Raw genomic sequence first — 21,223 nt, forward strand, 5'->3', positions numbered from 1 at the left:
ATGGCATCCCTTAATGAAAATCAAAAATTTTGGGCCCGTGTAACCGAACTAGCTAGGCAGAGTATCGGTAAACAAGCTTATGATTTTTTTATTGAGCCTGCTCAATTAATGTCTGTCGAGCAAGATACTGCCAATATCTTGCTTGATAGTGGAATGAAAAAAGATTATTGGAAAAAACAGTCCGATTTGATCACAACGGCGGGATTTGAGGTCTTTGGTCGGATGATTGATTATGAACTCTATGCAAATGATGAGTTAACTGAATTGGAACTTCATCGTTTAAATAATCAATCTTCTGTTGAAGAGCAATCGCGTTCTACTGCTAAACCCGCTTCTCCTTTGGTTAGTGGTCTCAACGAGAAATATAATTTTGAAAATTTTGTGCAAGGTCCTGGTAACCGTTGGACTTTAGCTGCAGCAATTGCTGTTGCTGATAAACCTGGTGATACCTATAATCCACTTTTTATTTATGGTGGAGCTGGCTTAGGTAAGACGCATTTAATGCATGCAATTGGAAATCAGATTTTGACTGACAATCCGACAGCTCGAATTAAATATGTTTCTTCGGAGAATTTCGTTAACGACTATGTTAATGCAACGCGAAAAAACCAAATGGAGAATTTTGAAAATACTTATCGTAATTTAGATTTACTTCTATTGGACGATGTGCAATTTTTCAGTGATAAAGAGGGGACGAAAAATGAATTTTTCAATACCTTCAATGCACTCTATGATAAAGGTTCCCAAATTGTTTTAACTTCTGATCGTATTCCGCAAGAATTAAATAATTTGGAAGATCGCTTGGTTTCACGCTTCTCTTGGGGTTTGACTACTGATATTACGGCTCCTGACTATGAAACTCGGATGGCTATTCTTTTGATTAAATCTGAATCAAGTCGTTTAGAATTTCCGAGTGAAACTCTATCTTATATTGCTGGTCAGATTGATTCAAACGTTCGAGAACTCGAAGGCGCTCTAAATCGAGTCGAATTTGTGGCTCGAGCAAATGGCATTGCGGTGGTCGATATTGAGACAGCAAGTCAGGCTTTGCGTTCTTTAAAAAATGCAACTCAGCAATCTTTATCAAATCTTACTATTAAAAAAATTCAAGATGAAGTTGCTAATTATTATCATATTTCATTCTCAGATCTTGTTGGCCCTAAGCGTCCTAAGGAAATTGCCTTTCCAAGACAGATTGCGATGTATCTTGTCAGAGAACTTTTAGGTACAAGTCTTCCGGCAATTGGAACTGCTTTTGGCGGCCGTGATCACACAACGGTAATGTACGCTTATAAACAAATTTCGGATAAGATGAAAAATGATATGGATGTTCAAAAAGACATCGATAGCATTAAACGTAAATTTTAAACCTGTGGAAAACTCAAGGACTTATAAAATGCTTATTCTTTAATTATCCACAGGGAAAAAGCTTATACTTCTAAGTGGATTTGTCTTATACAGATTATCCACAGGACCTACTACTATTACTATTATATTTATAAAAAGAAATTATAAAGGAATCTCATGATTAAATTTTCAATTAATAAAAATGCGTTTCAAAATGCTTTGAGAATTACCAAACAAGCAATTGGTTCTAAAGTAACAATTCCTGCTTTAACAAAGTTAAAAATTGAAGTTGAAGAAAATGGAATTACTTTAATTGGTTCAAATGGTCAAATTTCAATCAAGAATTTTTTACCTGTTGATAATAAAGATGCAAGTATGCTTATTTCAGGGACTGGTTCAGTTTTATTAGAAGCTGCTTTCTTTGAAAATGTGGTAAGTCAATTACCAGAAGTCACTCTTGAATTTACTGAAAAAGAACAAAAGCAAGTTTTGTTAACTTCTGGTAAGTCAGAAATTACTTTAAAAGGCCTGGATTCAGAAATCTATCCGCATTTACAAGAAATTTCCGAAGGCTCTTCATTGAAAATGAAAGTTAAAGTACTTAAAGAAATTTTTACAGAAACAGTTTTTGCTGTAAGTACTCAAGAAAATCGTCCAATTTTTACAGGTGTTCATTTAGAAACTTTATCAACTGGAGAATTAAAAGCAGTCGCAACTGATTCACATCGGATGAGTCAACGTTTATTGCCTTTAGAAGATTCAGAATTAAAATTTGATGTTATTTTGCCAAGTAAATCAATCAATAGTTTTAAAAATGTTTTCACAAATGATGAAGAAGAGATTGAAATTTTCATCAGTGGAAGCCAAATGCTTTTTAGAAATGAAACAATTAGTTATTATAGTCGTTTGATTGAAGGATCTTATCCTGATACTAATCGTTTAATTCCAAATGAAGCTGATTATACTTTAGATTTAGTTTTTGATGCTGCGCAATTGCGTCATACAATGGATCGTGCGCGTTTGTTGACAGTAATGACAACTAATGGAACTGTAAAATTGACTGTTTCTGGTGATTCTGTAGTAACCACAGCCAACTCTCCTGAGGTCGGTTCTGTCCATGAAGAATTGACAGCCTTATCAAAAGAAGGAAATGACTTAGCAATCAGCTTTAATCCTGAATATTTGATTGATGCTTTGAAAGTGATTAAAGCACCAGAAGTTCGTATTCGCTTTATTTCTAATGTTCGTCCGTTCACTTTACAACCACGTAATGAAGAATCTGGATTTGTCCAATTGATTACACCAGTACGTACAAATTAATTTTACTGACAGCTCTTTTGTCAGCTTAGATTTACTGACGAAAATGTCTGTCAGTAAATTTAGATTTTGTTATAATGGACTTAACGAAAGTTAGGTCTATTTTTTATGGAAATTTTATATACTGAAATTACACAAGATTTAACAGAGGGACTATTAGAGATTTCTCTTGAAGAACTTGGAAAAAATCGAAAAGTTTATTATATTGTGCCTTCTTCAATGTCATTTGAGAAGGAGAAAGAAATTTTAGAGCGTTTGGCTAAAGGAAGTGATGCAGCAGTTTTTGACTTACTCGTCACTCGTTTTAAGCAATTGCCTTATTATTTTGATAAGCGGGAAAAAGCGACAACCAAAACAGAGTTAGGAACAGCAGGCCTATCAATGCTTTTTCGACGTGTTTTGAGAAGTTTTTCAAAAGAAGAAATTCCGCTGTATTTTTCTCTACAGGATTCTGCTGGTTTTTTGGAAATGCTAATTCAGTTAAGAACAGAGTTACTGACAGCAAATCTGTCAGTAGAAAATTTACCTGACAGCCCTAAAAATCAAGAATTAAAAAAAATCTTAAGTAGATTTGAAGAAAAATTAGCAAATGACTATGCTAACTACTCAGAATTTGGTGATTTTACTAGTCGTCTTGCTGATGGGGAATTTGATTTTCAACTCAAAGATGTGACAATTGTCATTGATGGATATACTCGATTTTCTGCGGAAGAAGAGCTTTTTATTGAAAGTATTCAAGATAGAGTGGCACGTTTTGTCATTGGAACTTATAGTGATGAAAATTCACTGACAGCCGGATCTGAAACAATTTATATCAGTACGAGTCAAATGATTGGGCGTTTTCGCAGTAAATTTCCAGTAGAATTAAGAAAAATGACTTCTTCATCTGTCAATGAAGTTTACAATAAGTTGACAAAATTACTCGATTTGGATTCAAGATTTGCCATTTCTGATCAAAATATTGAAATAAATTCTGCTGATACAAATTATTTCAGAATTTGGGAAGCCGAAAACCAAAAAGTTGAAATTGAAGGTGTCGCAAAGGAAATTAGACAAAAAATAAGTCAGGGGGCTTTTTTCAAAGATTTTACAGTTTTAGTAGGTGACCCAGCTGCTTATGAAATTACTTTGAAAGAAATTTTTGAACTCTATGAAATTCCATTTTTCTATGCCCAAGAAGAATCAATGAGTCAGCATCCTTTGGTTATCTTTTTTGAAAGTTTACTTTCAATTAAAAAGAATAATTATCGGACAGATGATGTTGTCAATCTTCTAAAAAGCAAGGTTTACACTGATGTCAACCTTGATGAAGAAGTCATTGATTACTTTGAATACTATGTTCAAAAATATAAGATTTCTGGTCGAAAAAAATTTACGGAAGCATTCAATGAAAGTGAGTTTTCTAAAATTGAATTAGTGAATCAGCTTCGTGAAAATTTATTGGGAAATGATTCTCCTTTACAAGTCTTTTTAGGGACAAATCGGCAAAAAACAGGAAAAAAATGGGTTTCTGATTTACAAGTTTTACTTGAAACTGGAAATGTAATGGCCAATATGAATAATTATTTTTCAGAAGCAGAATCTGAAAATAATCACCAAATGGCTGATAAACATGAACAAGTTTGGCAAATGCTTATTTCCATATTGAATGAGTTTTTGGCCGTTTTTTCTGATGAAAAATTGAAAAATGTGGAGTTTTTAGATATTTTATTAGCAGGATTGAAAAATGCAAAATATCGACAAATTCCAGCAAACGTTGATGTTGTAAATATCAAAGATTATGAACTTGTTGAACCTAAAACTAATAAATATATCTATGCCATTGGTTTGAGTCAAACTAATTTTCCAAGAATAAAGAAAAATTCAACACTTTTATCCGATGAAGAACGACTAGAAATTAATCAAACAACTGATGAAAATCAGTTTATTGAACAGTTGAACGTTGTCAACTATCAAAAAATCAATTTACAGTCCTTTCTTTAGTGAATTCGGCAAAAGAAACTTTAGTTTTGTCCATGCCACAAATTATGGCAAATGAGCAAGGAGAATTTTCACCAGTTTTCCAATTATTTTTGAATCATGCGGATGAAAAAATTCTTCAAAAAATTCAAGAAGTCAATCTTTTTGAAAGCTTAGAGCACATTGGAAACAGTCGTTCAGTGATTTCTATGATTGGAAAAATTGAGCGTGAACTTGTTGAAACAGAAGAAAAAAATGATGATAAAAGAGTTTTTTGGTCTAGTATTTTCCGGATTTTAGTTAAGTCAAATCCAGATTTTCAAAAAATATTATTGAATTTAGCTAAAGATATTGATACGGTAAACTTATCAAAAGAAACCTTAGACAAAATTTATGGTGATAAACTTTATGCTTCTGTCAGTTCTTTTGAACGCTTTTATAACTGTGAATATCAGTACTTTTTAGAGACCACTTTGGGTCTGGAAACTTTTGAAAATATTGATATAAATTCCAAAATTGTTGGTAACTTTTTCCATGAAGTTTTTGAAAAAGTCATGCAAGAAGAAGCCTTGTCAGCTGAAAATTTTGATGAAAAATTGACAAAAGTTTTACATGATGTTGACAGTAATTACTCTCGTTATTTTACTCAGGATGCAACAGCAAGATTTACTTGGACCAATTTAGAAGAAATTGTTAGACAGACTGCAACAGTTTTAAAGGAGACGGTTTCTACTGATGAACTTAAAACTTTACTGACAGAAAGTAGTTTTGGCTTACCAAAAAGTGAATTAGGTAATTTTTCTGTTGATGATATTTACTTACGAGGAAGAATTGACCGTTTGGACCAACTTTCTTCTGATTATCTGGGAGCTATAGATTACAAATCAAGTGCTCATTCCTTTAAATTACAGGATGCTTATGACGGTCTGAGTTTACAATTTATGACCTATTTAGACGTGATTAAAGAAGCATTTCCTAATCAAAAAATATGGGGTGCTCTTTATTTACAATTTAAAAATCAACCAATTAACTTATCAGAAATCAATCATTTATCAGAGATTGCTGGCTTATTGAAAGAATCAATGCGCTATGATGGTTTAGTTTTGGAAGAGGCAGCTGACCAAATTAAAGCAATAGAAAATATTGCTGTAAAAAAATCTAATATTTACAATCAAGAAGAATTTGAACAGCTTTTAAAATTGAATGAAAATCATTATCAGCATGCTGGTCAGCGACTTAAGAGTGGTCAGATTGCAATAAATCCAATTATGAAACGCTCCGAAGGGATTGATCAAACAGGTAATGTTCGAGGTTGTCGCTACTGTCCGCTTAAATCTATTTGTCGATTTGAAGCAAATGTACACATGAATGAGCATAGTCGTGAAATTGGTCAAAAATCCCAAGCAGAAATCTTAGCAGAATTAAAAGGAGAAGGGCGAAATGAGTGAAGTAAAATTAACTCCAGAGCAAAATGAAGCCATTCATAGTTCTGGTAAGAATATTTTAGTTTCAGCGAGTGCTGGTTCCGGAAAAACTTTTGTTATGGCTCAAAGAATTGTCGAGAAAGTCAAACAAGGAATTGAAATTGATCGACTTTTCATTTCCACATTTACAAAAAAGCAGCAAGCGAATTACGGATGCGGCTTGAGCGAGATTTGAAAAAAGCCAGACAAGAAAGTTCTGATGAAAATCAAGCTCGTAGGTTGACACTTGCTTTACAGAACCTGTCAAATGCTGATATTGTAACTATGGATAGTTTCACCCAAAAATTGACAAAAGCGAATTTCAATCGAGTAAATATTGACCCGAATTTCCGAATCTTAGCTGATCAAACAGAGAGTGATTTAATTAGACAAGAAGTCTTTGAACAATTGGTTGAGTCTTATCTATCAGAAGATGATGGATTGAATATTTCAAAAGAAAAATTTGAAGAACTTATAAAAAATTTTTCTAAAGACAGAAATATTGCTGGTTTTCAAAAAGTGGTTTACACTACTTACCGTTTTGCATCAGCAACCGAAAATCCAATAAAGTGGTTAGAAAATCAATTTTTAAAAGGTTTTGAAACATATAAATCACTGACAGACTTGTCAGCAGATTTTTCAGCAGAAATAAAAGAGAATTTACTGATATTTTTTGAACTTCTAGAAACTTCATTAACCAATGGAGTAATTGCTAAAAAAGGAGCTGGACGTGATAAAGCCAATCTTATTTTAGATAATAAAAATGAACTCTTAGAAGTAATAACCACTAAAGATTTTGCAACTTTCACAGAACTATTTTTATCAATAGATACAGATATTCGGGTGGGTTCTTCAAAAGATGAAATACTTTCGGCTCTGAAAAAAGATTTTTCAGCACAAAAGCAAGACTTAGTCGGCTCGAAATCCAAACCTGGAGAAATTCGGAAGTTTGTTGATAAAATAAAACATGGTCAGTTGATTGAAAAATATCAAAATCAAGCATTTGAAATCGCAGAAAACTTACAAAAATTTGTTATTGAGTTTTACCAAAGTTATTTAGAACGTAAAAAGAATGAAAATGCCTTTGAGTACTCTGATATCGCACACTTTGCCATCGAAATTTTAGAGGAAAATCCAGATATACGTGAAACTTTAAAAGAACATTATGATGAAATCATGATTGATGAGTATCAGGATACCAGCCACACTCAGGAGCGAATGCTGGAACTTTTATCGAATGGACATAATCTCTTCATGGTTGGTGATATTAAGCAATCAATTTACGGCTTTCGTTTAGCTGACCCTGGCCTCTTTTTAGAAAAATATAAAGACTATGCCAAGACAGAAAATCCAAATCAATTAATTCGCTTAAAAGAAAACTTTCGTTCACGTGGTGAGGTTTTAACATTTACAAATGATATCTTTAAACACCTGATGGATGAAAAATTAGGTGAGATGACTTATGGCAAAGAAGAAGCCTTAGTTCAAGGAAATATTACTGATTATCCAGTTGAATCTGAGAAAGATTTTTATCCAGAACTTCTTTTATACAAAGAAAATACAAGTGATGAAGAAACAGATGAATCCGAAGTCAGAATTTCGGATGGAGAGATTAAAGGAGCAGCTCAAGAAATAAAAAAATTGATTGAAGCTGGAGTTGAACCAAAAGATATAGCAATCTTGGTTCGATCTAAATCAAATAATAATAAAATTGAGGATATTCTGCTTAGTTACGATATTCCAGTGGTTCTTGATGAAGGACGAGTTGATTTTTTGAAATCAATGGAAGTCTTAATTATGCTAGACGTTTTACGAGCAATTGATAATCCACTCTATGATTTATCATTGGTTGCGATGTTAAGGTCTCCGTTATTTGGATTTAATGAAGATGAATTAACGAGAATCAGTACTCAAGGAAGCCATGACCTTCGATTTTGGGATAAAATTCTTTTGTCACTTAATAAAGAAGGACAAAATCCAGAACTTATCAATCCTTCCTTAGAGAACAAGCTTAAAGCATTTTATAAGAAGTTTACAGAATGGCGTAAACTTGTAAACCAAGTTGCAATTCATGATTTACTTTGGAAAATATATACTGAAACCTACTATTTCGACTATGTTGGTGCCTTAAAAAATGGGGAAATGCGTCAAGCGAACTTACAAGCCTTAGCAGTTCGAGCAGAATCATATGAAAGTTCTGGTTATAAAGGATTATTTAAATTTGTAAGATTAATCAACAAATTTATGGAACAAAATAATGATTTAGCTTCTGTTAATATAAAACTTCCTCAAAATGCTGTTCGAGTGATGACCTTCCATAAATCAAAAGGATTAGAATTTGATTATGTCTTTTTAATGAATTTACAATCTCGTTTCAACGATCGTGATTTGAAAGAAGATGTTATCCTAAGTCGTGAAAATGGTTTAGGAATGAAGCTTATTGCTGATTTAAAGGATGAAGCAGATGTTATAACTGATTTCCCTTATGCTTTAGTGAAAATGGAAACATTCCCTTATATGGTGAATAAAGACTTAAAACAAAGAGCAGCTCTCTCAGAAGAAATGCGTGTTTTATATGTTGCATTTACACGAGCAAAGAAAAAACTTTATCTTGTCGGAAAAATAAAAGAAACAGATAAGAAATCAGGACTTGACCTTTATGATAATGCAAGTTTAGAAGGAAAGATTTTAGAAGATAAATTTCGTAACTCAAGTCGCGGTTTTCAACACTGGATATTGGCGCTTCAAAATGCCACAAAACTTCCGATGAAACTCAATGTCTACACAAAAGAAGAGTTGGAAGTAGAAAAACTTGAATTTACAAGTCAACCTGATTTCAAAAAATTGGTCGAAGAATCGGAAAAATTTGATAATATCATGGCCTATTCTGATGAAATACAAAAAGCTCAAAAAATTATGAATTATGAATATCCAAATCAAGCAGCAACAGAGCTTTCAAGTATTCAAACACCAAGTCAGGTTAAAAAACGAAGCTATGAAAAACAATTACAAGTGGGTGAAATTCAACCGATAAGTGAATTTACTCGGGTCAAAAAGCTAGATTTTTCTGATTTTGGTCCTAAGAAAGTTACTGCTGCAGAAATCGGTTCGGCAACACATAGTTTTATGCAGTATGCAGATTTTTCTCAAGCAGATTTATTTAGTTTTCAAGTGACACTTGATGAAATGGGATTTGATGAAAAAATAAAAAATCAAATTGATATTGCTAAAATTTTGACTTTGTTTGATACAGATTTCGGTCAGTTTTTATCAGAAAATGTTGATAAAACAGTTAAAGAAGCACCATTTTCAATGTTGAGAACAGATGAATTTGCTAAAGAGCAGTATATTGTTCGGGGAATTTGTGATGGATTTGTTAAACTTACTGATAAAATCGTTCTATTTGATTATAAGACAGATAGATTTACAAGTTCTTCAGCTATTTCTGAAATAAAAGAGCGTTATAGAGATCAGATGAATCTTTATAGTGAGGCTTTGAAAAAAGCCTACGATGTCAACCAAGTTGACAAGTATCTCATTTTATTAGGAGGCCCTCAGCAAGTTTTTGTTGAAAAACTAGATGATTAGATTATAATGACAGGAATTGTATAGAAAGGATAGATAATGCTGGAATATGAATTAGGTTCGATTGTCGAGATGAAGAAACCTCATGCCTGCACTGTTAAGGCGACTGGTAAAAAAGCAAATGCTTGGGAAATCACTAGATTGGGTGCAGATATCAAGATAAGATGTACAAACTGCAATCATGAAGTGATGATGAGTCGTTTTGACTTTAATAAAAAAATAAAAAAGGTGCTCAAGTGAGCCCTTTTTTTAATTATAAACCGATTTGAGATTAAATTTGAGGTATTTAATAAGCCAAAAGTAAAGTAACTTTGTAAATCGCCAAATCAAAGGGCTAACAAGAACCATCAGCGAACAAGCGATAATCGCAACTAACCAGTACCACCAGTCAAAACCTGTTGCTCCATTCGCATTCCCAAAAGTAATATGTGGGTTATGAGTAGCAACAGCGAAAATCATAATAAATGGAGCAAGGAATAAAGCTAATATAATAGCATAGAGAGCCAAAAGAATCAAAGCAGTAGTAATTATCAACCAGAAACCAAGAACGAAGTTAAAAAAGACTAAGCCAAAACCAGCAAATAGGTTGATATGTTTCTTTCTTTTTTGTGGTTCAATTCCTTGAGCAAAAGCTGATAAATCTGATTCATATAATTCGGCTAGGGCAATCAATGTTTCAAAATTTGGTTCAGTTTTATTGGATTCCCAACGTGAAATGGCTTGTCTACTAAAATAAAGTTCTTTTGCAACTTCTTCTTGTGTGAGCTTCTGGGCAAGACGAGCTTTTTGTAAATTTTCTCCGAGCATTTTTTCTCCTGAAATTTAAATGGGTGATTTAGTGATTTGTTTCTGATTTCATTATCAACTAAAGCGAAGTTAAAAGCAAGAACATAGGTGGTATTTTAGGGTAACATTTTGTGGCAAGCCTTTAAAATAAAGGCTAGTGATGACATGCTCTATTGTTTACGAGCCTTGTGTAAACTTGTAAACTTAGAGATTTTCTATGATTTGCCTTGCCTTTATTGTGTTTTTAGGCGATTTACAGTATAATTAGAACTAATTAATCTTAATTTTGGAGAATATAAAACATGGCTTTAACAGCAGGTATCGTTGGTTTACCAAACGTTGGTAAATCAACTCTTTTTAATGCAATTACAAAAGCAGGCGCAGAAGCTGCAAACTATCCTTTTGCAACAATTGACCCAAATGTTGGGATGGTAGAAGTACCGGATGAACGTTTAAACAAGTTAACAGAGTTGATTAAACCTAAGAAAACTGTTCCGACAACTTTTGAATTTACAGATATTGCTGGGATTGTTAAAGGGGCTTCACGCGGAGAAGGTCTAGGAAATAAATTTCTTGCCAATATTCGTGAAGTAGATGCTATCATTCACGTTGTTCGAGCTTTTGATGATGAAAATGTCATGCGTGAAAATAATCGTGAAGATGCTTTTATTGATCCAATGGCAGACATTGAAACAATTAATCTTGAATTAATTTTGGCCGATTTAGAATCAGTCAATAAACGTTATGCGCGTGTTGAAAAAGTTGCTCGTACGGCAAAAGATAAAGATGCGGTCGCAGAATTTAATGTTTTGAAAAAGCTCAAACCGGTTCTTGAAGATGGTAAATCAGCACGAACAATTGACTTTGACGAAGATGAAACAAAGGTTCTTAAAAGCTTGTTCTTATTGACAAGTAAACCAGTTCTTTATGTAGCTAATGTTTCAGAAGATGAAGTAGGCGAACCTGATAATATCGAATACGTGAAACAAATTCGTGAGTTTGCGGCGACTGAAAATGCTGAAGTTGCAGTGATTTCTGCTCGTGTTGAAGAAGAAATCTCAGAGTTGGAAGATGATGAAAAAGCAGAATTTTTGGAAGCAATTGGCTTAAAAGAATCTGGTGTTGATATGTTGACTCGTGCAGCTTACCACCTTCTTGGACTTGCCACTTACTTTACTGCTGGTGAAAAAGAAGTCCGTGCTTGGACCTTCAAGCGTGGAATGAAAGCTCCACAAATGGCAGGAATTATCCATACAGACTTTGAAAAAGGCTTTATCCGCGCAGTAACTATGTCTTATGATGATTTGCTTAAATACGGTTCAGAAAAAGCTGTTCGTGAAGCCGGTCGCTTGCGTGAAGAAGGAAAAGAATATGTTGGTCAAGATGGCGACATTATGGAATTCCGTTTCAACGTGTAAACCTTGTAAATGAAATGAAGAAATGCACCGAATCGGTGCATTTTTGCAACCTAAAAATGCTTGAGTTGAAGAATAAAAAACGATACTCTTAAAGCATGAAAGGAAGGCAACATGGAAATCTCTCAGATAATCAAAGAAAATCGTAAAATGAAAAATCTCAGTCAGGAAGAATTGGCGAAAAAAATGCATATTTCTCGTCAATCAATTTCAAAATGGGAGACAGGAAAATCACTACCAACAACAGACCAAATTATCTTACTTAGTGAAATTTTCGATTGTTCTTTGGACACGTTGCTCAAAGGTGACAAAAAGATGGAAGAAAAAGCAAAACATGAGATTGATGACAAACGGACTTTGAAGTTAATTTATAAGGTGGGTTGGGGATTTATTATTCCTTTACTTTTTATTTTGAAATTTGTTTTACATTTGTTTTGATGATAATGAAAGACCATTTTGGTCTTTTTTTGTTTGGTAAAAACAATCAAAAGAGTACGATGTAAATCTTAAAGTTACGTTTTATTAAATTAAGTTTTTTTAAAGTTAAAATTTTGACAAATAAATTAAATTCGAGTATAATCACTTTCAAGAAAGCGTTAACAAAACAGTATTACTCTATCATATCAGAAGAAAAGTACTAGCACTCTGATAGATATTTTAGCTAGCTTATGAACAATTTGAAGGAGATACACAATGGAACTTACAATGACACGCGCTCTTATTAGACGCAGAAATCTAAAGAGAAAAGTATCGGTTTTAGTACTGGCAACTGCACTTATCTCAGGAACAGCTTTTGCTTCGGCACAGGTTTTCGTTTCTGGTGGTTGGAATACGAATTATATCGAACGATTTAATCCGACGATTACTAAAGCTACTGCGCATGATAATGCCCAAATAAATCAAAGACATTATAGCTGGGCAAAAGTCGGAAAAAGTGCAACAGCTTTTAGTAATACCGTATCAGCTAACAAAATTGCACAGGCGAAAGCTATTGGGGCATGGAATGCTGGTTATAGTGGTTGGTTTGTCAAATTATAATAGAGAGTTAATATGAATAAGGTTATTAAGTTTGTTCTTCTTGTTCTATTTATTGTTATTTCAATATCTTCTGCCAATATAGTAAAAAATAATTTTGTAGATAAGCAAATTGAAAAAAATTATGATGTTCAAGATTTTACACAAATTTATCTTCCTTCATCCATTAGTAGCGACAAGAAGTTAATTTCCCTTGTAGAAGGTGTGTCAGCTAAAACTGGGGCATCTTTTATTTTTAGGAGTACGTATGGTGGAGTAAAGAACGATGGGAAAGGTCATGCGGATTTGCTTAAAATGGATAGTAAAGCGGTGTTTTACAAGACAAACTATCAAACATCTGATAAAAAAACTTTTGTATCTCACGGTTTTAGCTGTCAATTATGGAGTGAGCCTCTTAAGAATATTACGACTGTAGAACAGGAAAATAGTGATGTTTATATAAAAAATAAAAATATCCAAACTTCTCTCCAAGACTTTTTAATAGCTCTTAATCAAAAATATGGGACTCATATTACTTCTAAAAAATTAACGACTCGTCCTAGTGATTTTTATCCTAATAATTATACTAGTTTCATTGGTTTAACTAATGATAATTTATCTTTATTTATAGGAATTTCGATAGTTTTCTTTGCTATCTTTTTATTTGTTTGGTTAGTTGGAAATAATAAAAAAATTGCTACTTATCGTTTGAATGGCGTCAGCGCTCATAGGATAGGCTTGCGTTTATTTTTGAAAGAATTTTTTATAGTGACATTGCTGGCTTATATATTTTCAAGTTTTTTAGTTTTCAGAGGATTTAATCTTCAATTTAGTTTGCAAATGTTTATTATGCTGTTACTTGTTATCATAGTTTCCTATATCTCCATAGTACTTGTATCTAGCTTTTCACTTGCCAATCAGATTAACTCTAAGTCATTTTTTAAGTATAGTCACTATGTTCTCTATGCGGTCAAAGCATTTGTATTTTTGATTACAGTTTCTACAACAGCAACTCTACTCTATTTTGTAAATGCTAAGCTAGAAATAACTTCCAAAATTGGGCAAGAATATGCCGTACTTTACCCAGAATTTTCAGGCTATGACGGAGGTCAGCCCCTAAATCTATCATGCATTGATTTATTTGTTTATGCTGAGGAACATGATGGACTTTATATTTCTGATTCAAGTATTGATATTGTAGAAAATGATAGTCTGAATGACTTACAAATTAATGATAACTATCTTTCAAAATTTGCTATATACTCTCAGGACAATCAAAGAGTAGAAATAAATCCTGATACAAATTCGGGGATTATTTTGGTTTCGGAAAAATATAAATCTCAACTTTCTAAGATAAAAAAATATTATGCTTCTTCTGATTCATTGGCATTTTTTAAAGGTTCAACTATAAAATACTATTTCATAAAAGATGCTCAAAAGTTAGACTTACTAGACGAAAATAGTACCAAAATATCTCCAGATTTAGTAGAAGTTTATACGAGAAAAAATTTTACTGATAAGGGAAATATTACTTTTCAACACAATACTGTTTTGAAATTTAAAATTAGGGGAACAATAGAAAAAACATATCAACCTCTTATTCCTATTTTGAAGAAAAATAGTGCTCTTGAAACTCACCCTTCCATGATTAAGATAGACGATATAAGTAAAACGGATAATTTGAGTACGGTTGGAAATCCCTATAATTATGCTGTTACTAATGGTTTAGTGATTCTTATATTTTTATCAATGATTCTGACAACTACGGTTTTTTATTTTGAAACATACAAAAAGAAAATTGCGGTCAAAAGATTATATGGAATTTCTTTCTTTGTAACTTATAAAACTCTTTTTGCAATAGTCTTAGTGCAGGGAAGTTTATATTTTGCTTTTGCTTTAAGTCAAAGAGATGTTAACATCACACTGGAGGGACTGGGAATTTATTTTGTCTTAGAAATTTTGATTATTATTTTGATATTGCTAAAACTACAAAAAGGACTATTTTTGAATGTCTTGAAAGGAGAATAGAATGATTGAGATTGAAGAACTGACAAAAAGTTACAAAGGGCATATTATTTTTGATAAATTAAATTTAAAAATTCCGGAAGGAAAAATGACCGCAATTTATGGGACAAGTGGTGCGGGAAAGTCAACACTTTTGAATATTATCGGTTTAATTGAGGATTATGATGATGGGAAATATTATTTTAACGGTCAGTTTGCACCACCTTTTAATAGTTCCTTAGCTTTAAAGATGAGGAGAAATAAAATTTCCTATCTTTTTCAAAACTTTGCTTTATTGGAAGATGAAACAATCGAAAAAAATTTAGAGATAGCACTGATTTATTCTAGAATTTCCAAAAAAGAAAAACGAAAAAAGATGAAGAATTTGTTACTCCAAGTAGGCATAAATCATCGATTAAATACAAAAGTTTATAGTCTTTCTGGTGGAGAGAAACAAAGAGTAGCAATTGCACGGGCTTTATTAAAAGAAAGTCAGCTGATTTTGGCAGATGAACCAACAGGTTCGCTTGATACAGAAAATAGAAATGAAGTGATTGCTCTTTTGCGTCAAGAAGTTGATAAGGGAAAGACGGTTGTCATTGTGACACATGATTCTTATCTGAAAGAAATTAGTGATTTAGTTATTGAGATTGGGGAATGATCTGTGATGAAAATTAAAAAGGCTCAATAGAAATATTGGGTCTTTTTTTTGCTCCTCTAGGTAAATAAACATGTTATAATAATCTCAGAAGCTGATTTTTATGAATCGGCCTTTTGGCTTTTATTGAAATATTTACTGACAGATAAAAATAGGACAGCTGAAAAGTCTGTCAGTAAATTTGGTAGGTTAAACTAATGAAAATCTATATTGTCGGAACAGTTGGATCTGGAAAATCAACGTTGGCTAGGAAATTAAGTGAAAAAAACTCAATGTGCGTGTTTCACTTGGATAATATCGTTCATGAAGGTGAAAGAAATCGAACAGATAAAGAAGTTTTCGAGTCAATTGAGTGTATTTTTAAGAATGAGTGTTTTATCATTGAAGATACATTACGCGAACGATTTATTCCATTGTTAGACAAAGTTGACAAGATTATTTATTTAGATTTACCTAAAAACTTACTGAAATATCGGATAATTAAGCGCTATGTAAAACAAAAATTGAGACTTGAAAAATCAACTTATCGACCAAGTTTACAGATGTTAAAACAGATGTTTATCTGGCAAAAAATTGACCGGAGTGAATTGATAAATGCTCAAAAAAATAAAATTGTTTTACACAATAAAAGAGAAATTCGGCAATTTATAAAAAATTTTCAAAAATAGAGAAGAAAGAATAGAAAATGACAAAAATGATTGTTGGCTTGGGAAACCCAGGCGATAAATATGAAAAAACAAAACATAATATGGGCTTTATGGCACTTGATTTACTGGCAAAAGAACTGAATGTTGATTTTAAAGAAGAAAAACCTTTTATGTCGCTTGTCGCGTCAACATTTGTGAATGGTGAAAAATTGTTTCTCGTGAAACCTCTGACTTTTATGAATGAATCTGGGCGGGCGGTGGCGCCACTTTTGAAATATTATAATATAGACGAGGCAGATTTAACGGTCATGCATGATGACTTGGATTCACCAGTTGGGCGCGTGCGTCTAAGACAAAAAGGGTCATCTGGTGGACAAAATGGAATAAAATCAGTCATTACACATGTGGGAAGTCAAACTTTTAACCGTGTAAAAATTGGGATTGGCCGTCCAAAACATGGGATGACAGTTGTGAATCATGTACTCTCTGGTTTTGACAATGAAGATAAGGAAATCGCTCAAGATGGAATTTTCAAAGCTGTTGATGCAATGAAATTCTATCTTGAAAATGGTGATTTTCAAAAGACAATGAATAAATTTAACTAAATGAATATTATTGAATTTTTTGACCAAAATTGGCAACTACAAAAATGGCAACAAGGTTTTTCAAAGCGTGAGCGAACTTTACTGACAGGATTGTCAGGAACAGCAAAGAGCTTAGTGATGGCAAATGCTTATGAAAATGTTGCTGACAAATATATTATTGTTACTGACAGCCAGTTTCATGCGAATGAACTTTATGATGAACTGTCAACTTTGCTTGGTGAAGAAAAAGTTTTTCAATTTTTTTCTGATGATAATATCTACGCAGAGTTCGCACTTGCATCTAAAGATCGAGTTGCTTATCGACTTGAGGCACTTAATTTCCTACTTGACGAAAAGTCAACAGGATTTTTGGTTGTGCCATTTTTGGCATTACGGAGCTATTTACCAAGTCCCGAAAACTTTTTAGAAAATTATCTTTTACTGACCTCTGGGGATGAGTATGATTTATCAAATTTAGTTAATTTATTATCAAATGCTAGTTATGAAAAGACAGAACGCGTAATGACGCCAGGTGAATTTTCAATGCGAGGAGATATCGTTGATATTTATCCTTTAGATGCGGAAAATCCAGTACGCTTAGAGTTTTTTGGTGATGAAGTAGATACGATTCGCTCATTTGATGTGGAGAGTCAACGTTCGCTGACAAGCCTTGAACGTTTGGAAATCTATCCGGCCAGTGATTTTATTTTGACTGACAAAGAATTTGACAAGGGTGCAAAATCACTGACAGAAATGACAAATTTACTGACAGACCCGTCAGCAAAATCATATATGGAAGAAGTGATTTCAGCAGCTCAAAATCACTATTATCACAAAGATTTACGAAAATTTGCGGAGTATTTTTATGATAAAAAAACTTCACTTTTAAATTATTTTCCAAAAAATGTTCAAATATTCATTGATGATTTTCAAAAAGTAAATGAAATGAATAATAAGTTAGAAATGGAATTAGCAGATTTCATTTTATCTGAAAAAGCAATGGAAAGAGGATTTGAAGGGCAGACTTATTTGCTAGATACAATGGCAAAAGTTAGAAATTATAAGCCTGCTACCTTCTTTTCAAATTTCCAAAAAGGGCTCGGAAATCTCAGATTTGAACAACTTTATAATTTCAAACAACATTCAATGCAACAATTTTTCGGTCAATTAGAACTTTTTTACACTGAAGTTGAACGATTTATTAAGCAAGAGTTTACAGTTGTTTTAGCTGTATCATCAGAAAAACTCCGCAAATCACTCCATGAGTTAGATTTAAGTTTACAAGAGGTTGACAGAGAAGCTATTCAAGTGGGGAAAATCAATCTGATTGATTTGCAATTATCCAATGGTTTTAATTTCCTTGATGAAAAATTAGTCGTCATGACTGAGCATGAAATATTTGGTAAAATGCGTAAGAAAAAGGCACGCAAACTGAATATAACAAATGCAGAAAGACTAAAAGATTACAATGAACTCGCTGTTGGTGATTTTGTTGTCCATAAGAATCATGGGATTGGGAAATATTTAGGTTTACAAACGCTTGAAGTCGGCGGAATGCATCGGGATTATCTGACCATTCAATATCAAAATGGGGATACAATTTCTGTTCCAGTTGATCACTTAGATTTACTCAGTAAATATACAGCTGGTGAAGGAAAAAGTCCTAAAATTAATAAACTGAATGATGGTCGCTGGCGTAAAACCATGTCTTCTGTCAGTAAACAAGTTGAAGATATTTCAGATGATTTGATTAAACTTTATGCTGAACGTCAGGCGAAAAAAGGATTTGCATTCTCGCCGGATGACACCAGTCAAGAAGAATTTGATTCTGGTTTTTCATATGTTGAAACTGAAGACCAGATGCGTTCAATCAATGAAATTAAGCATGATATGGAACTTGAACGACCAATGGACCGCTTGTTAGTTGGTGATGTTGGTTTTGGTAAAACCGAAGTTGCAATGCGAGCAGCCTTCAAAGCCATCAATGACGGGAAACAAGTCGCAGTTCTTGTGCCAACAACTGTTCTTGCTGAGCAGCATTTTAATAATTTTACTGAACGTTTTATCAACTTTGGTGTCAATGTCGAAGTTCTCAGCCGTTTTCAAACGAAAACACAGCAAACTGAAATTCTAGCCAAATTGAAAAAAGGACGAGTTGATTTAATTATTGGAACCCACCGTTTACTTTCAAAAGATGTTGAATTTTTTGATTTAGGTTTGATGATTATTGATGAAGAACAACGTTTTGGGGTTAAGCATAAAGAACGTTTGAAAGAATTAAAAACCCAGGTTGATGTTTTGACATTGACAGCCACACCTATTCCTAGGACTCTACATATGTCAATGCTTGGAATTCGTGACTTGTCAGTTATTGAAACACCACCAACAAACCGTTATCCAGTTCAAACCTATGTCATGGAAACAAACTATGGTGTGGTTCGTGATGCAGTGTTGAGAGAAATCTCTCGTGGTGGACAAGTTTACTATGTTTACAACAGGGTTGACACAATAGAACAAAAAGTTTCTCAATTAGAAGAGTTAATTCCTGAAGCAAGAATTGGTTTTATACACGGCCAAATGACTGAAGTTCAACTTGAAAATACTTTACTTGCCTTTATCGCAGGTGATTATGATGTGCTTGTTGCAACGACAATCATTGAAACTGGAGTTGATATTCCAAATGCGAATACGCTTTTTATTGAAAATGCGGATATGATGGGCTTGTCACAACTTTATCAACTAAGAGGGCGAGTGGGGCGTTCAAATCGGGTGGCTTACGCCTACTTCATGTATCGACCTGAAAAAATATTGTCTGAAGTTTCGGAAAAACGTTTGGAAGCTATTAAAGGCTTCACAGAATTAGGCTCAGGTTTCAAGATTGCCATGCGTGATTTGTCTATCCGTGGTGCTGGTAATTTATTGGGAAGTGAGCAATCAGGATTTATTGATTCTGTTGGTTTTGATTTGTACTCACAACTGTTGGAAGAAGCCATTCACGCTAAACTTGGGACAAGTAAGCAAAAACGGACTTCAAATGTGGAAATTTCTTTGGAATTGGATGCCTTTATTCCTGCTTATTATATTTCTGATGAACGTCAAAAAATCGAAATTTATAAACGAATTCGTCAAATTGATAGTCGTGAGATTTATGAAGAACTACAAGAAGAATTGGTTGACCGTTTTGGAGAATATCCAGATGAAGTCGCTTATCTTCTGGAAATTGGTCTCTTAAAACACTTTGCAGATAACGCCTTAGTTGAAAAAATTGAAAAATCGAGATTTGAAGCAACTGTTACTTTGGAAAAAGTGGCTAATACCACCTATGACCCACAAGATTATTTCAAAGCCTTGGCTAAAACAAGCATGAAAGCTTCTGTGGGGGAAAAATATGGTAAAATGACTTTCCGCTTTAAAATTGAAAATCGAAATTCAGTTGTTCTTCTGAGCGAAATAATGAATTTTATTGAAGAATTATCAAAAATACGAGATAGTTACGAAAATGAGTAATCATTTTGTAAGAAAATATAAATATGATACGATACTTTTATATAAAACTATAAAATCAGAGTTTAATAATTTTTTATAAACAAAAAAACATAAAGAGAAAAAATTCTCAAGATGTAATTTATAAAATTAAACTCATATCTTAAAGGAACATTTATAAAAGTGAATTTAAAAGCAACAAAAGCGGAGTTGAGAGAAAAAGCCGTACCTATCAAACTTATTCTTACTATCTTATCATTCCAGTCTTTATCATTCTTGTTTTTCTATTAACTTTAGTGGGGTACAATAAAGGAACTTTTGGAACAATCGTTTTTGTTTTTGTGATTTTTGCTCATGTTTGGGCAAGTAAACTAGATTTAGTAAGAAAAAGAAAGCATGTGGCGCCAATTTTAATGTATGTCACTCAAGGCTTAAGAATTGTTCTTATGGTTTTATTAGTTACCGAAGTTTCAGCTAATGATATAAAAAAAGCTTATCCAACAATGAAAGAAGATGCCAAAGCAGCAAGGCTAGAATATCAAGAACTTAGACGTTCAAAATAATAAAAAAATTACTGACAGGTCTGTCAGTAAATTAATAAGGTTCTATCACTAATGATGGAGCCTTATTATTATAAATAAAGGCATTTTCAAACAAAATGAAATATGTTATAATCAAACCATGAGATTAGATAAGTTTTTAAAAGTTTCGCGCTTGATTAAACGTCGTCCAGTTGCGAAAGAAGTTGCCGACAAAGGTCGGATTAAAATTAATGGAAAATTAGCGAAATCTTCATCTGATGTAAATTTTAATGACACAATTGAAATTCGTTTCGGAAATAAAATTGTTGAAGTTCGGGTTGCTGAATTAAAAGAGTTTACACGTAAAGAAGATGCTGATAAAATGTATGAAATGATTAGCGAAACTCGTATTACAGAAGAAGTTGAGTAATTATCATCAA

The 21,223-nt window shown here is 32.9% G+C and carries 14 protein-coding genes and 2 pseudogenes; 15 read left to right on the forward strand and 1 reads right to left on the reverse strand.

The window, feature by feature from the left end:
• The 5 genes and pseudogenes from dnaA (at position 1) to ACRYLU_RS00025 (ending at position 9,911) form a co-directional block, all read left to right on the forward strand.
• Positions 1-1,368 carry a chromosomal replication initiator protein DnaA gene (dnaA, locus tag ACRYLU_RS00005; protein ID WP_058205615.1) on the forward strand — a complete coding sequence of 456 codons (1,368 nt, stop codon included), beginning with the start codon at positions 1-3 and terminating at the stop codon, positions 1,366-1,368.
• A 156-nt stretch (positions 1,369-1,524) separates the two neighbouring features.
• Positions 1,525-2,667, forward strand: a complete 1,143-nt coding sequence (dnaN, locus tag ACRYLU_RS00010) for a DNA polymerase III subunit beta (RefSeq protein WP_003130856.1) — start codon at positions 1,525-1,527, stop codon at positions 2,665-2,667.
• A 105-nt stretch (positions 2,668-2,772) separates the two neighbouring features.
• Positions 2,773-6,071 (forward strand): annotated as a pseudogene (gene rexB / locus ACRYLU_RS00015) (ATP-dependent nuclease subunit B).
• Positions 6,064-9,674: pseudogene (gene addA / locus ACRYLU_RS00020) on the forward strand (helicase-exonuclease AddAB subunit AddA). The pseudogenes rexB and addA overlap by 8 nt, the downstream one beginning before the upstream one ends.
• Positions 9,675-9,710: 36 nt before the next feature.
• Positions 9,711-9,911, forward strand: coding sequence for a DUF951 domain-containing protein (locus tag ACRYLU_RS00025; RefSeq protein WP_003132155.1), 201 nt, complete (start codon positions 9,711-9,713; stop codon positions 9,909-9,911).
• A gap of 9 nt (positions 9,912-9,920) precedes the next feature.
• Here the strand turns inward: ACRYLU_RS00025 and ACRYLU_RS00030 are convergent, their stop codons facing one another.
• Positions 9,921-10,478: a helix-turn-helix domain-containing protein gene (locus tag ACRYLU_RS00030; protein ID WP_010905025.1), complete on the reverse strand. Its 558-nt coding sequence runs from the start codon at positions 10,476-10,478 to the stop codon at positions 9,921-9,923.
• A gap of 281 nt (positions 10,479-10,759) precedes the next feature.
• Here ACRYLU_RS00030 and ychF point away from each other — a divergent pair, with 281 nt between their 5' ends.
• The 10 genes from ychF to ACRYLU_RS00080 all read left to right on the forward strand — a co-directional run bounded on the left by ychF (position 10,760) and on the right by ACRYLU_RS00080 (position 21,213).
• Positions 10,760-11,875 (forward strand): redox-regulated ATPase YchF, encoded by a 1,116-nt coding sequence (gene ychF, locus ACRYLU_RS00035; RefSeq protein WP_015425597.1) that lies wholly within the window; start codon positions 10,760-10,762, stop codon positions 11,873-11,875.
• Between the two features lie 111 nt (positions 11,876-11,986).
• Complete coding sequence (locus ACRYLU_RS00040) at positions 11,987-12,310, forward strand: helix-turn-helix domain-containing protein (RefSeq protein ID WP_015425598.1); 324 nt, start codon at positions 11,987-11,989, stop codon at positions 12,308-12,310.
• 255 nt (positions 12,311-12,565) lie between these two features.
• Positions 12,566-12,910, forward strand: a complete 345-nt coding sequence (locus tag ACRYLU_RS00045) for a hypothetical protein (RefSeq protein WP_227149969.1) — start codon at positions 12,566-12,568, stop codon at positions 12,908-12,910.
• A 12-nt stretch (positions 12,911-12,922) separates the two neighbouring features.
• Positions 12,923-14,914 carry a bacteriocin-associated integral membrane family protein gene (locus tag ACRYLU_RS00050; RefSeq protein WP_332529514.1) on the forward strand — a complete coding sequence of 664 codons (1,992 nt, stop codon included), beginning with the start codon at positions 12,923-12,925 and terminating at the stop codon, positions 14,912-14,914.
• Between the two features lies 1 nt (position 14,915).
• Positions 14,916-15,551 carry an ABC transporter ATP-binding protein gene (locus tag ACRYLU_RS00055; RefSeq protein ID WP_063281590.1) on the forward strand — a complete coding sequence of 212 codons (636 nt, stop codon included), beginning with the start codon at positions 14,916-14,918 and terminating at the stop codon, positions 15,549-15,551.
• A 194-nt stretch (positions 15,552-15,745) separates the two neighbouring features.
• Complete coding sequence (locus ACRYLU_RS00060; protein WP_058205610.1) at positions 15,746-16,216, forward strand: AAA family ATPase; 471 nt, start codon at positions 15,746-15,748, stop codon at positions 16,214-16,216.
• Positions 16,217-16,233: 17 nt separating this feature from the next.
• On the forward strand, positions 16,234-16,800 hold the full coding sequence (gene pth, locus ACRYLU_RS00065; RefSeq protein ID WP_003132167.1) for an aminoacyl-tRNA hydrolase: 567 nt from the start codon (positions 16,234-16,236) through the stop codon (positions 16,798-16,800).
• A complete protein-coding gene (gene mfd / locus ACRYLU_RS00070; RefSeq protein ID WP_445081032.1) occupies positions 16,801-20,286 on the forward strand; it encodes a transcription-repair coupling factor in 3,486 nt (1,161 codons plus the stop codon).
• A 272-nt stretch (positions 20,287-20,558) separates the two neighbouring features.
• On the forward strand, positions 20,559-20,825 hold the full coding sequence (locus ACRYLU_RS00075) for a hypothetical protein (RefSeq protein ID WP_445081033.1): 267 nt from the start codon (positions 20,559-20,561) through the stop codon (positions 20,823-20,825).
• Between the two features lie 118 nt (positions 20,826-20,943).
• Complete coding sequence (locus ACRYLU_RS00080) at positions 20,944-21,213, forward strand: RNA-binding S4 domain-containing protein (RefSeq protein ID WP_445081034.1); 270 nt, start codon at positions 20,944-20,946, stop codon at positions 21,211-21,213.
• Positions 21,214-21,223 lie beyond the last annotated feature (10 nt).

It is taken from the genome of Lactococcus sp. KTH0-1S (genome assembly GCF_052544945.1).